The 13,673-nt window shown below is 32.8% G+C and carries 11 protein-coding genes and 1 pseudogene; 7 read left to right on the forward strand and 5 right to left on the reverse strand.

Features of this window, described 5'->3' with window-relative positions; genetic code table 11:
• Window positions 1-35: 35 nt before the first annotated feature.
• Window positions 36-1,097 carry a chorismate synthase gene (gene aroC / locus CAP47_RS05530; protein WP_093241334.1) on the reverse strand — a complete coding sequence of 354 codons (1,062 nt, stop codon included), beginning with the start codon at window positions 1,095-1,097 and terminating at the stop codon, window positions 36-38.
• 178 nt (window positions 1,098-1,275) lie between these two features.
• Here aroC and CAP47_RS05535 point away from each other — a divergent pair, with 178 nt between their 5' ends.
• The gene (locus tag CAP47_RS05535) at window positions 1,276-2,085 is read left to right on the forward strand and encodes a hypothetical protein (protein WP_093241339.1); all 810 of its coding nucleotides are present in this window, start codon (window positions 1,276-1,278) and stop codon (window positions 2,083-2,085) included.
• Between the two features lie 3 nt (window positions 2,086-2,088).
• Here CAP47_RS05535 and CAP47_RS05540 read toward each other — a convergent pair whose 3' ends face one another.
• A complete protein-coding gene (locus tag CAP47_RS05540; protein ID WP_100775734.1) occupies window positions 2,089-5,010 on the reverse strand; it encodes an FAD-binding and (Fe-S)-binding domain-containing protein in 2,922 nt (973 codons plus the stop codon).
• Between the two features lie 178 nt (window positions 5,011-5,188).
• Between CAP47_RS05540 and hpf the strand changes: the two genes are divergently transcribed.
• Window positions 5,189-5,491 carry a ribosome hibernation-promoting factor, HPF/YfiA family gene (gene hpf, locus CAP47_RS05545; RefSeq protein WP_100775735.1) on the forward strand — a complete coding sequence of 101 codons (303 nt, stop codon included), beginning with the start codon at window positions 5,189-5,191 and terminating at the stop codon, window positions 5,489-5,491.
• Window positions 5,492-5,586: 95 nt separating this feature from the next.
• Here hpf and CAP47_RS05550 read toward each other — a convergent pair whose 3' ends face one another.
• Window positions 5,587-6,306, reverse strand: a complete 720-nt coding sequence (locus CAP47_RS05550; protein ID WP_100775736.1) for an SDR family oxidoreductase — start codon at window positions 6,304-6,306, stop codon at window positions 5,587-5,589.
• Between the two features lie 114 nt (window positions 6,307-6,420).
• Between CAP47_RS05550 and CAP47_RS05555 the strand changes: the two genes are divergently transcribed.
• Entirely contained in the window at window positions 6,421-8,700 is a 2,280-nt protein-coding gene (locus CAP47_RS05555; protein ID WP_100775737.1) for a transglycosylase domain-containing protein, read from the forward strand.
• 19 nt (window positions 8,701-8,719) lie between these two features.
• Here the strand turns inward: CAP47_RS05555 and CAP47_RS05560 are convergent, their stop codons facing one another.
• A complete protein-coding gene (locus tag CAP47_RS05560) occupies window positions 8,720-9,064 on the reverse strand; it encodes a hypothetical protein (protein WP_100775738.1) in 345 nt (114 codons plus the stop codon).
• A gap of 153 nt (window positions 9,065-9,217) precedes the next feature.
• Window positions 9,218-10,417, reverse strand: a pseudogene (locus CAP47_RS05565) (IS256 family transposase); the annotation flags it as partial.
• 97 nt (window positions 10,418-10,514) lie between these two features.
• On the opposite strand from CAP47_RS05565, the gene CAP47_RS05570 reads away from it, so the two are divergent.
• From CAP47_RS05570 to CAP47_RS05585, 4 genes are all read left to right on the forward strand, one after another.
• Complete coding sequence (locus CAP47_RS05570) at window positions 10,515-10,916, forward strand: nitroreductase family protein (protein WP_100775739.1); 402 nt, start codon at window positions 10,515-10,517, stop codon at window positions 10,914-10,916.
• Between the two features lie 23 nt (window positions 10,917-10,939).
• Window positions 10,940-11,515: a YceI family protein gene (locus CAP47_RS05575; protein ID WP_238140966.1), complete on the forward strand. Its 576-nt coding sequence runs from the start codon at window positions 10,940-10,942 to the stop codon at window positions 11,513-11,515.
• Between the two features lie 186 nt (window positions 11,516-11,701).
• Window positions 11,702-13,093, forward strand: coding sequence for an anthranilate synthase component I family protein (locus CAP47_RS05580; protein ID WP_100775740.1), 1,392 nt, complete (start codon window positions 11,702-11,704; stop codon window positions 13,091-13,093).
• Between the two features lie 2 nt (window positions 13,094-13,095).
• Window positions 13,096-13,671, forward strand: a complete 576-nt coding sequence (locus CAP47_RS05585) for an anthranilate synthase component II (protein ID WP_100775741.1) — start codon at window positions 13,096-13,098, stop codon at window positions 13,669-13,671.
• The last annotated feature ends 2 nt before the right edge of the window (window positions 13,672-13,673 follow it).

The following is a 13,673-nucleotide window of genomic DNA, read 5'->3' on the forward strand; positions in this document are numbered from 1 at the left end:
CCAATTAATATTTGCCAATGTAAGGCCTAACTTCTTCATATATGTGTTGTTTTATGTGATAAATAAGCATCAGCTAAAACCAATGCTGTCATTGCTTCTACAATAGGTATTGCTCTAGGAACAACACATGGATCGTGTCGTCCTTTACCAGTTATTTCTACAGTATCATGTATGTTATTAATACTTCTTTGAGAAGTCATTAAAGTTGCTACGGGTTTAAAAGCGACTTTAAAATATATTGGCATTCCATTACTGATACCTCCTTGAATACCTCCACTGTAATTCGTTTGAGTGTGTCCATCTTTCTCAAATATGTCATTATGATTGCTCCCTAACATTTCCGTACCTGAAAAGCCAGAACCATATTCAAAGCCTTTGACGGCATTAATACTCATCATTGCTTTGGCTAAATTGGCATGTAATTTTTCAAAAACAGGATCACCTAAACCTAATGGTACGTTTTCAACAATACACTTTACTTGACCACCAACTGTATCTCCTTGTTTGCGAATACTCTTAATATAATCTATCATTTCGTCAGCTAGCTTTTGATCAGGACAACGCACAATATTTGATTCAGTTTGATCTAAATTATATTCATGATTTTCATCCAAACTCAACTTTCCTACGGAAAATGTAAAAGCTTTAATTTTAATAAAAGGAATGATTTGTTTGGCGATGGCACCAGCAGCAACCCAGCTCACAGTTTCTCTGGCACTAGACCTTCCTCCGCCTCTATAGTCACGGTGACCAAACTTTTTTTCATAAGTAAAATCAGCATGACTTGGTCTAAATTCATTTTTGATATGACTGTAATCTTTAGATTTTTGATCAGCATTCATAATTTCAAAAGCAATTGGCATTCCAGTAGTTTTGCCTTCAAAAATTCCAGATTTAATTTGAATTGTATCGGATTCTTTTCTTTGCGTCACAATGGAAGATTGACCTGGTTTACGTCGATCCAATTCTTGTTGAATAAGATCTTGATCAATTTCGATACCCGCAGGAACTCCATCTAAAATTCCACCCATTGAAAATCCATGTGATTCTCCGTAGGTCGTTAATCGAAGTATGTTTCCAAAAGAATTCCTTGCCATATTTCGTTTTGAGCAAATGTAACTGATTTTGTCAAAATAATAAAAAAACTAGAATATTTATGAGAAACAATCAATTCATCTATAAATTTTAATCAAAACATTAATAACCGAAATAAAATATATTCAACATTTGTAATTAATTTGTATTAAAATATTATTTTTACTTCAAAATTTAACCATGAAAATTAATTTATCAAACATTCTTTTATTAATCGTGATGGCAAGTTTTGTTTCTTGCTCTGATGATGATTCTCCTTCTTTTAATGAAACCCAAAATTACTTCAACATAGTTGTCGGCAATTCTTGGACATACCAAAACACATACAGTTCTCAAAATCAATTAACTCAGGAAGGAAGCGAAACACTCGTCGTTGATGAACTTATAACTGAAAATGGAAAAGATTTTTACAAACTTAAAAGTATAAATGTTGAAGCACCAGGGATCGTCACTTCCATGTTAACTTCTGGAAAACTCTCTGAATCTGAAGACCAATCGTCACTTTCTTACACAGGAGATTTAAATCTTAGCTTATTAGAAAACTTACCAGAAATAAATTTAGATATCCAAGGACTTAAATTGTATGATCAGAAATTATCGGCTGGAACTAACCTTTATATTAAAGAAGAAGCAATAACTCAAACTGTTAATAATATTCCGTTCACTATTGAAGTAGAAATCTATTCAAATTATTTAGGCAATGTTGGTTCAAAAACAGTTAATGGAGAAACTTATAATGACGTTATTTCAAGTGAAATCATCGTCAAAGCAAAAGTCACCTCTGATCTAGCTTTTTTACCTGTTACAGTTTTAGAGCAACAAGACTTTTTAATATCAACTCTTTATTTTGCACCTCAAATAGGCCTTATTAATAGTGATACAACTATTGAAGCAACGTTTGAAGATCTTTCAAATTTTGGACTGCCTTTGGAAGATATTTTAATTATCTCAGATCAAGAACTAACTGACTTTACGCTACAAGTTGAGTGATTTTTAAATTAAAGCATTTTTTAGAATACTGACAGGGTGCTGTGCATTGATTTGTACAGCATCTTTTATTTGGTGGCGACAACTCGTTCCATTAGCAGATATGATAACATTTTGTTCAATATTTCTTAAATGGGGAAACAATTGAAGCTCACCAATACTCATACTCAAATCATAATTATCTTCTTCATAGCCAAAACTTCCTGCCATACCACAACAACCTGATGATAAGATACTCACCTTAAAATTTTCAGGACAATTCAGCATATCAAAAGTAAATTTTGATTGAGATAATGCTTTCTGATGGCAATGTGCATGAATTTTAATCTGTTTTTCTTCCTTCGAAAATTGATCAGCATTAATATTTCCTAACTTGATTTCATTTGCGATAAACTCTTCAATAAGATAAGTGTTTTGAGACAATTTTTCAACAGCTCTTTTGTTATCTGCTAAACGCAAATAATCATCTCTAAAGCTCAATATAGCAGAAGGTTCGATACCTATAAGTGGCGTTTCAACTGAAATTAAATCTTTATATAATTCAATATTTTTGTTTGCTAGTCGCTTAGCCTGTTTCAAAAATCCTTTAGAAATTAAAGCGCGACCACTAGCTTTATTTTTGATAATTTGAACATCATAGTTTAATGCCGTTAACAGATCATAAGAATCTAATCCAACTTGAACATCATTGTAATTCGAAAATTCATCTATGAATAAATAAAGTTTTTTTATAAATGATTTTTTAGAGGAATTATTTTTCTGTTTTAGCTTTATGCCATCATAAAGTGTTTGTTGAGACAAAACAGGTAAGTCTCTATTTTTGTGAACTTTAAATATTTTAGTGAAAATATTTTTAGTGAATTTATTTGTCAAAGTAAAATTAAATAAACTTGGAAAAATAGAACCAATCTGATTGATTTTGTGATTATAACCAAACACGTAATCTGAAATATGTCTTGAATTTGAACGGTAATATTGGTATAAAAATTCAGCTTTATAACTTGCCACATCAACATTACTTGGACATTCTTTTTTACAAGCTTTACAAGAAATACAAAGCTCAAAAACTTCTTTTAATTCCTGATGATCAAAAGGATTCTGTTGTGTTGAATTCGTCAAATATTCTCTTAAAATATTTGCTCGACCTCTGGTGCTATCTTTTTCATTTTTAGTGGCTTGATAACTCGGACACATTGTGCCGCTAGATTTTTCTGTTTTACGACAGTCTCCACTTCCATTACAATTTTCGGCTGCGTTCAAAATTCCATTTTCTTTAGAGAAATCAAATACAGTCTCCGGTTCTGCTATTTTTTGATCAGGTTGATATCTCAAATTTTCAGTCATCGGTAAAGGATTGATGATCTTACCAGGATTAAAAATTGAAGAAGGGTCAAAGATATTTTTGATTTCAGTTAAGGCTTGATAACAGTCATCTCCGACTTGCATCTTAATAAAATTAGATCTTACAATACCGTCGCCATGTTCACCGCTCAATGATCCATTATATTTTTTGACGAGTTTTGCAACACCTTTCGTCATATTCTCAAAATCAGCAATATCGTTTGAATCTTTTAAATTTAGCAAAGGCCTTAAGTGCAATTCTCCTGCTCCTGCATGTGCGTAATAAATCGCTGATTGGTTAAATGTTTGCATCAAGTTTTCAAAATCTTGCATATAATCAGCAAAATCATCAAGTGAAACTGCTGTATCCTCAATACATGCGACTGCTTTTTTACCTGTATTTAAACTTCCTAAAAGCCCTAAACCCGCTTTCCGAAGTTCTAATGCTTTGTGAATATCATCGGCTTCTAAAAGAGAGTTTGCATAAGATTTTGTTTGGGTTGATAATAAACTGATCAACTTATTTTTTTGATTTTCTAAATCTTCAATTGAATCAGAGTTAAGCTCCAATAACAAAATGGCCTGAGGATCATGCTGTATGAAATAACGATAAGGCGCATATTTCAAGCTTCCTTTCGTGCAGTCTAAAATTTGTTTATCCATCATTTCACAAGTGAACAAATCTGCTTGCATGATAGGTTTAACAGCATTCAAGCAATCCGAAATACTTTTAAAATGAGCCACAACCATCAATTTATGTTGAGGTGGTAAAGGGTCAAGTTTTAAAGTGGCTGCTGTTATTGCGACAAGCGTTCCTTCAGAACCAGCAATGAGTTGAGCTACATTTATAGGTTTTGAAGATATACGATCAAAAATTTCTGAATTTAATAAAGAATCAAGCGCATAACCTGTATTTCTGCGATGGATATCTTTTTTAGGAAAATGAGAATGAATTTCATTTTGAAGTTTTTCTTCTTTTAATAAATCATATAATTTTCTATAAATCTCACCTTCAGCATTTTGTAATTTTAATTTTTCAAAGAATTCGTTTTTTGATAATTCGCCAAATTCAACCTCTTGACCATCAGATAAAATACAATTTAATGAGATAATTTTATCACGGGTCACGCCATATTTTATAGAAGTTGTTCCACTTGAATTATTGCTAATCATTCCACCAATCATACACCTATTTGACGTTGAAGTGTTTGGCCCGAAAAACAAGTTATGCTTCTTAAGTTCTTGGTTTAGCTCATCTCGAATTACGCCAGGTTGAACTTTAACAGATTTGTTTTTGACATCAATGTTTAATATGTCTGTAAAATATCGACTGATATCGACAACTATTCCATCAGATACACATTGTCCAGCTAAAGATGTGCCTGCAGCCCTAAAGGTTAAAGAAGTTTTGTGTTTGTTAGTGAAACCAATTAACTTTTTAATATCATTTATGTGTCGAGGTATAGCGACTGCTAAAGGAATTTTCCTATACACAGAAGCATCAGTTGCATATAATTTTTGATGCAATTCATCGGTAAGAAATTCACCTTCAAAAACTTGTGTGAAATCTTTAAACTCTCTTTTCAATTTTAGAATATTTTTAACCAAATATATCTATTTACAAGGGCTTTATCTGTATATATATTGTATATTTATGATATAGAATTGAAATTTTAACTAAGGTACTAAATGATCAATATCATTATTTACAAAGTTAATTTTACATATATTTGAATAACATTGTTTAACAGAAAAACCATATATTATGGATGTAAATTTTAATTATGTGCACGTCTCTGCAAGTGAAAGACTTGAAGCATTAACTAACAAAAGTCTAGAGAAATTAAAAAATAGATACGATTGGATCGTAAGAGCTGAAGTTTTCTTTAAAAAAGAAAATACAACAGATCCTGAAAAAGGGATGATTTGTGAAATAAAAATTAGTGCGCCAGGTCAGAATTTATTTTCATCATCAAATCACAAAAATTTTGATGCCGCAATTAGTGAAGCAACTGAAGATATGAGAAAACAACTTCAGAAAAAGAAAGAAAAAATGTCAGTGCATTAATCACAACTGACCAGTAATATTAAAAAGGCTGTTTGAAATTCAAACAGCCTTTTTTAGTTTCAATTTATCCTTATTTCGAAATAAGTGATTAAAAATTATTTTTTTGAAGGTTGAGATGGACGCATTTCAACTTTACTTGGAAGAGTTCGCGGATTCATTTTAAACAAATCAACTGTCATTTCTCCAATATCTTCAGGTTGAATTTTCCAATCATCTTTTGGGCCAGGATTGTTTCCGTTAAAATGAGAAGCAACTGAACCAGGCATTATCGTAGAAACATTAATACCTAAATCTCTTACATCTAACATCATTGCTTGCGTAAAGCCAGTTACACCAAATTTACTAGCATTATAAGCTGAGCCATTTGCAAAGAAATTTGTTCCTGCTAAGCTCGAGATACTAATGAAATAACCTTTCGTTTTCTTTAAAGCATCTAGTGTTGTTTTTGCAGTATTAAAAACACCTGTTAAGTTAGTGTCGATTGTTTCAGACCATTGCTCTGGCGTTAAATCTTGGATGTTTGCATAATGACCCAAACCAGCATTTGCTATTACAAAATCGAGTTGACCAAATTTGTCAATAGTTTGTTCAACAGCTTTGGTTAAATCATCATAATGACGGACATCAGCCTTAACTCCTAACACTAAATCTTGACCAATTTCCTTGTTTAAATTTATTGCGGCTTCACCAGCACTTTCAAGACTTCGGCTTGTAATAGCTACTTTGATTCCTTCTTTTGCAAGAGATTTTGCAATACCATAACCAATTCCTTTACTACCGCCTGTTACAAAGGCAACTTTATCTTTTAACTTCATAATACTTTTTGATCAAAAATATAATTCAAGTACGACTTCCAATTTAATTTTTAAAAGATTTAACGTGAAATCATTAGATTTAAAATATTTTTGCAAATTAAATTCTTCAATAAAATGTCTAAAAATAAAACGAAAATCAAATACTTAAAAATTGCTTTAAGGTTTATCCTTTTAATAGCTATTGTATTTATTGGCTTTTTCGCATCTATATATTTAGGTTTATTCGGGAAGCTCGCTTCAGAAAAAGAATTAGCAGATTTAAATCAAGTCCAAGCTTCAAAATTTATTGATAGAAATGATCAAACTTTTGCGAAAATATACGAGCTAAATCGAGAAGCAATTTCGATTGACGCATTGCCTCAACATTTATTAGATGCTTTGATAGCAACTGAAGACGCACGTTTTTACGAACATTCAGGAATTGACACTCGAAGCTTAATGCGCGTTTTATTTAAAACCATTTTGGCTGGAGATAAATCTTCTGGTGGCGGAAGTACCATCACTTTGCAGTTAGCAAAAAATCTATTCGGTCGAAAAGATTATGCATTTTTAAGTTTACCTATCAATAAAACAAAAGAAGCAATTGTCGCTCAGCGTATTGAAGCCGTTTATACAAAACGAGAAATTTTAGAAATATACCTTAACACTGTTCCTTTTAGCGGAAACACTTATGGAATTGAAAGTGCTTCTCAAAAATTTTTCAATAAATCTGCTGCTGATTTACAGCTTTCTGAAGCAGCGATTTTAGTTGGAACTTTAAAGGCAAACCATTCTTACAACCCTCGATTATTTCCTGAAAGAAGTCAGCTGAGACGTGACGTCGTGATCACTCAAATGCTGAAGTATGAAATGATTTCTAAACAGGAAGCAGATGCCGTTATGGTTGAAAGCTTGAAGATTGATTATTCTAAAAACCCTTCAAAAAACTCATATTATCTCAAAGAATATTTAGTTGATCAAACACAAGAAATCCTTGATTCAATCAATGCGAAAGATAATGAAGATTTTCAGCTCAAGAAAGATGGTTTGATTGTCAAAACAACTATTGATGCTGGAATTCAAGACATATTAGAATCAAATTTAAAAGAACATTTAAAAAAAATACAAAGTCAATTTGAAAGTCAGTATGCTTCCAATAAACCATGGGAAAACCCTGAGATTTGGAAGCCTGAATTACGTAGATCAAAAGCCTATCAAAAATTGATCAAGAATAAATCTGAAGATGAAGTTTTAAAAGAATTAAGCAAAAAAAGAAAAACAGAGTTTTACGATGGTGAGCAATATCAAGTTGTTACTGCTTCAACAATCGATAGCATTCAACATCATCTTAAATTCTTAAACGCTGCCAGTCTTTCAATTGATCCTCACTCTGGTGACATTTTAGCTTATGTTGGTGGTTTAGATCAGAATTTATCTCAATATGATTTTATTAGATATGCCAAAAGACAAGTTGGGTCAACCTTTAAACCAATTGTTTACGCTTCAGCTTTAAATCAAGGCTTAGAACCATGTGATTATTTATCAGCTAAAGAAATTAGTTATAAAAATTACGATAATTGGAAACCTAAAAATGCATCTAAAAAAGATGAGATTGATCCGCATTTAAATTATAGTTTAAAAAGCGCTTTAACGCAATCATTGAATGTTGTGTCTGTTAAAGTGTTAGAAGAAGCTGGTATTCAGAACACAATTGATTTTGCTAAGAAATTAAAAATTAAATCTGTTATTAAACCAGAACCATCAATGGCTTTAGGTGCTGTCAATATGAATATTAAAGAACTTGCCCTCGCCTATTCTGGCTTTGTTGCTGACGAAATACCTAACAAATTAAATTTGATTAAAAGCATATCCACGATTGATGGCAAAGTGATTTATGAGGCACCAAAAACTCACCACTCAGAAAATCCTTTAGACGAATTTAAAAGATTACAGATGCTTGCAATGCTTCAAAACGTTGTAAAGGCTGGAACAGGAAGAGCTATCACCTATACATACGGATTAAGGCAAGCTATTGCTGGAAAAACAGGAACAACACAGGACAATAAAGATGGCTGGTTTGTTGGCGTCACTCCGCATTACATCAACGTAAACTGGGTTGGTCACAACAATCAAAAAATCGGTTTTAAAACAACGCGTTTAGGTCAAGGTGCTGTCAGTGCCTTGCCGATATTTGCAAAATCTTATGCAGAGATGATTAACAACAGCGAATATAATGCTATGACGAGAGCTAAATTTAAAGGTTTAAATCAAAATATCTTAAAAAGTTTAGCATGTGAAGACACCAAAAGAGACGGTTTTTTCAAGCGTTTGTTTTCAAATAAAAAAGATGAAAAAGAGTTTGAAAGCAAAAAAGAGGAAGAAAAGAAAAAGAAGAAGTTTTTAGGTATTTTCTAAATTATATAAATCCAATTTTTTATTTCTTTTGCTTGTTTTCTTTAATTTCAATCAATTGAATATTCTGTGGTTCATTCTTGTCTTCTTCATTTGAAATAAAAACTCTTCCTTCTCCATCAAAAGTAAGTCCTTCTGGTTGGGGAAATAGCGTACTATCGAGATAAATAAGTGTTTTTGTAGATTTATCTGGATTTAGAATCAAAAGCTTAGGTGTTCGACCTTCCAAAATATAATATTCTTCAGTAATCGGGTGCTGTGCTATTTCTGAAAGATAAAAATAACGAGAAGGGTGCGAATTCGGTATTTCTGCAAATACTTTATCATCCATTGAAATATTGATCAAAGGCTCTTTATCCAGCTCCATAGTGTTAATATCAAGAGAATAGGTAGTGTAATTTAAACTCTGTCTGGTTCATTTTTTATCCATTTCAAAATCATTCGAAACTTGTTTTCGACTGATTTTGGAATGCGACCTAGCGTCAGCGACACGTGCTGGTTGGGTTCTACCGATATCCAGATCAATTCTATCCTCAAAGATAATATATAATTGCTGAATGGTTGTACTCCAATTGTGCAGTGGGCTTGTCCATTTTTTTTGAATATTCATCGTTGCCAAATAGACTAGCTTTAGAAGTGCTATGTCATTGGTGAAAGCTCCCTTGGTCTTGGTTACTTTTCTTACTTGTCTGTGATAGCCTTCAACAGCGTTTGTAGTGTAAATGATTTTTCTGATCGGTGCTGTGTACTTGAAGTATTGGGATAAATGTTCCCAATTGTTTTTCCAGCTCTGTATTACCACGGGGTATTTGGCACCCCATTTTTCTTCAAGCTTTATCAGCTCGTCCTCTGCTATTCCCTTGTTTGTCGCCCTATACACCAGTTTAAGGTCGCGCATAAACTCTTTTTGGTCCTTTGAGGCTATGTACTTTAACGAATTGCGTATTTGATGGACTATGCACAACTGAACCTCTGCCTTGGGAAACACACTTAGTATGGCACTGGTAAATCCTTTCAGGTTATCGGTACAGGCTATCAAGATATCTTCAAGCCCTCTGTTGTTCAAATCTGTCAGCACCTGCAACCAAAAATTGGCACCTTCGCTCTCGGAAAGGTAAATGCCCAAAATTTCCTTCTGCCCATTTTTGTTTATCCCCAATATATTATAAAGTGCCTTGTGCACGATCTTACCCTCCACCTTGACCTTATAATGCATCGCATCCAGCCATACAATACAGTAGAGCGGTTCTAGAGGACGGTTCTGCCAGGCTTTTACATCAGGTATGATCCGGTCTGTGATCTGGCTCAGGACGGTGTGGGATATATCGGTATCGTACATTTCCTTTATGTGCGATGAGATGTCACGATAGCTCATGCCAAGTCCGTAAAGACCTATGATCTTGTCCGATAGGTTGTCGGCAAGGATGCTCTGGCGCTTCTTTACGAGCTCTGGTTCAAAGCTGCTCTGGCGGTCCTGGGGAGTCTCTATATCAAAGGTGCCAAAACCGCTCTTGATGGTTTTCCTGCCCTTGCCATTGCGCTTGTTCCCCTTGGACCGTTCCTGCTCGTCCAGATGGCCCTCCATCTCTGATTCAAGGGCTTTCTCTATAAAGTTCTTCAGCATGGGAGCAAAAGCGCCATCCTTGCCGAAAAGGCTCTTGCCGGACATGAATTGTTCCAGTGCCTTTTTCTCTAATTCTTGTTGTTCTTTTGTTGTCATAATATCTGATTAAAATTAAACTAAAATTTTTAATCAGACAGAGTTCAGTTTACACTCTCTGAATCAGCCACAAATCAAAGACGCATCTCACCTAATCGTGTTTGCTTATAACACCAAAATCAATGAAGAATATTTAAACCATTTCATCGATAAAGTTTCTGAAACTCGAAGTATTCCAAAGGAAGACCTTAAAAGTCGTCACCAATTAATGTCGACCGCCGTAATTCAGCAAAGTGAAGAATGGAAAAAAAATTGGGCTAAAAATCAAGCTTATTTAGGCTTAGGAAATTTATTGAGTAATGTGAGCAGATTAAAAATAGACGCTTGTCCAATGGAAGGATTTAATGCTGAAAAATTTGACGATATATTAAAGTTATCAGACAAAAACTTGAGTACTGCTGTTATCGCAACACTTGGCTATAGAGATGAATCTGATGATGCAAAAGATGCTAAAAAAGTAAGAAAAACAGAAGAAGAATTTTTTAATTATATTTCATAAACAATAACTTAAAATTAATTATCATGAAAAAAACAATGAAAGCCTTAGCGGCACTAACAGTTTTATTTGCATTCGTTGCATTTACAAACAACACAATTCAAAAGAAAAAAATTGATGTTAAAAATAGTAAAATCGAATGGGAAGGTGAAAAATTGACAGGATCTCACAACGGAACAATTCAATTGAAAGATGGTTTCTTGATGATGGAAAACGATGAATTAGTCGGTGGAGAATTTACTGTTGATATGACGTCAATTCACGTTGTAGACCTCACAGGAGAAGATAAACAAAAATTAGAAGGTCACTTAAGTTCTGATGATTTTTTTGGTGTTAAAGAACATCCAACAGCTAAATTGGTTTTAAAAACAGTCGCTAAAAAATCTAAGTCTGTTTATGGCGTATCTGGAGATTTAACGATTAAAGGAAAAACAAATCCTATCGCTTTTGATTTAGAAATGGGTAAAAATGAAGCAGAAGCTGAGTTGGTTATCGATAGAACAAAATACGATGTTAAATATGGTTCAGGTAGCTTTTTTGACAACTTAGGTGACAAAACGATCTACGATGAATTTGAATTAGATATCGAATTAAAATTCTAAATAAATTTTGATTTTTAAAAATCAATTTTATATTTGCACGTATGTTTAATAATTTAATAAATACTTGGTGGTGGTTACATTTACGTCAAACGTCGTGAACCACATCCCTATTGTATTATTTTACATTCAAAAAAGGCTTGTCTCACGACAAGCCTTTTTTTATGCCTAATTTTTAAAAACATCACCATGAAATTAAAATCAACTTATCAAAAAATACTTTCAGACACCATTACACCGGTTAGTATTTATCTTAAAATTAGAGATCATTTTCCTGGAAGTCTACTGCTAGAAAGTAGTGATTATCACACTAATAACAACTCATTTTCTTACATCTGCATGAATCCGATTGCAAGTTTTAAATTAGAAAATGAACTCATCACAATTGAAAAACAAGACCAAAAAGATCAGCAAATAAAGCTCACAGATCAAGAAGATCTTAATCGTGAATTAAAAAAATTTAGAGATAGTTTTGAGATTGAAAAGTATGATTTTAAGTTCACAACCAATGCCTTATTTGGTTACACCGCTTATGATGCAATTCGGTATTTTGAAAATGTAGATATCAAAAAAAGAAAAGACAATATTCAAATTCCAGACTTATATTATGCTGTTTATCAGAATATTATTGTCATCAATCACTTTAATAATGAAGCTTATATTTTTAACCATTCAGCGGATGACATTAACTTAATCTCCGAAATAAATCATATTATTTCTTCTCAAACACATTCAACTTTTCATTTTGATTATGATGAAAATATTACCTCAAATTTTACAGATGATGAGTTTAAACTCAATGTGTCAGAAGTTAAAAAACATTGTAAAAGAGGTGATGTTTTTCAAATGGTATTATCAAGAAGGTTTGAACAGAAATTTAAAGGAGATGAATTTAATGTTTATAGAGCTTTAAGAAGCATTAATCCAAGTCCGTATTTATTTTATTTTGATTACACGGATTTCAAAATTTTCGGAAGTTCACCTGAAGCTCAATTAGTTGTCAACCGAAAGAAAGCCGAAATTCACCCTATTGCCGGAACATTTAAAAGAACAGGACAAGATGAAGAAGATGCTGCGTTAGCTAAAAAATTGAGCGAAGACCCAAAAGAAAACTCTGAGCACGTTATGTTAGTGGATTTAGCAAGAAACGACCTCAGTAAAAACGGAAGAAATGTGAAGCTAGAAACAGATAAAGAAGTTCAGTTTTTCTCACATGTGATTCATTTAGTGAGTAAAGTCACAGCAGATATTAAGGATGATAAGGATGCCATAGATTTAGCAGCCGATTGTTTTCCTGCAGGAACTTTATCAGGTGCGCCTAAACCAAAAGCGCTTGAATTGATTGAAAAATATGAGACTTTAAATAGAAATCATTATGGTGGCGCAATCGGAATCTTAGATTTTGAAGGCAATTATAACCACGCCATTATTATTAGAAGTTTTTTAAGTAAAAACCATCATTTATATTATCAAGCTGGTGCAGGGATTGTTAATGATTCTGATCCAAATTCTGAACTTGAAGAAGTTTACAATAAATTAAAAGCATTAAAAAAAGCAATGGCTTTAGCCAAAAAAATATAGCTATGAAAAATAAAATTTTAGTCATTGATAACTACGACTCATTTGTTTACAATTTGGTTCATTATTTAGAAGAATTTGATGCTGAAGTATCTGTGTATAGAAATGATGAAATTGATTTAGCAATCATAAAGGATTTTGACAAAATCTTACTCTCTCCAGGACCAGGAATTCCTGATGAAGCAGGTTTGCTAAAAGAAATCATACGAAAATTTGCTGATAAAAAACCTATACTTGGCGTGTGTTTAGGACTTCAAGCTATTGTTGAAGTTTTTGGTGGAACACTCAAAAACTTAGATCAAGTTTATCATGGAATTTCAACTCCTGCAAAATTAATAGTTGAAGATGATATAATCTTTAAAGATATACCCCAAAACTTTGAAATTGGCCGATACCATTCTTGGTGCTCCAATCAAAAGGTTCCTGACATTTTAGAAGTAACAGCCGTAGATCAAAATGATGAAGTCATGGCGCTTAGACACAAAAAGCTTCCTATAAATGCAGTACAATTCCATCCTGAATCGGTGTTGACACCATATGGAAAAAAGATTATTAAAAACTGGGTTGAACATAAAATATAAAA

The organism is Psychroflexus sp. S27 (assembly GCF_002810405.1).
In the GTDB taxonomy this organism is placed as follows: domain Bacteria; phylum Bacteroidota; class Bacteroidia; order Flavobacteriales; family Flavobacteriaceae; genus Psychroflexus; species Psychroflexus halocasei_A.

Excerpts from the sequence above, each read along its gene's own strand:
- aroC (WP_093241334.1), bottom strand. The coding sequence starts at position 1,097 with ATGGCAAGGAATTCTTTTGGAAACATACTTCGATTAACGACCTACGGA.
- CAP47_RS05535 (WP_093241339.1), top strand. The coding sequence starts at position 1,276 with ATGAAAATTAATTTATCAAACATTCTTTTATTAATCGTGATGGCAAGT.
- hpf (WP_100775735.1), top strand. The coding sequence starts at position 5,189 with ATGGATGTAAATTTTAATTATGTGCACGTCTCTGCAAGTGAAAGACTT.
- CAP47_RS05550 (WP_100775736.1), bottom strand. The coding sequence starts at position 6,306 with ATGAAGTTAAAAGATAAAGTTGCCTTTGTAACAGGCGGTAGTAAAGGA.
- CAP47_RS05555 (WP_100775737.1), top strand. The coding sequence starts at position 6,421 with ATGTCTAAAAATAAAACGAAAATCAAATACTTAAAAATTGCTTTAAGG.
- CAP47_RS05560 (WP_100775738.1), bottom strand. The coding sequence starts at position 9,064 with ATGGAGCTGGATAAAGAGCCTTTGATCAATATTTCAATGGATGATAAA.
- CAP47_RS05575 (WP_238140966.1), top strand. The coding sequence starts at position 10,940 with ATGAAAAAAACAATGAAAGCCTTAGCGGCACTAACAGTTTTATTTGCA.
- CAP47_RS05580 (WP_100775740.1), top strand. The coding sequence starts at position 11,702 with ATGAAATTAAAATCAACTTATCAAAAAATACTTTCAGACACCATTACA.
- CAP47_RS05585 (WP_100775741.1), top strand. The coding sequence starts at position 13,096 with ATGAAAAATAAAATTTTAGTCATTGATAACTACGACTCATTTGTTTAC.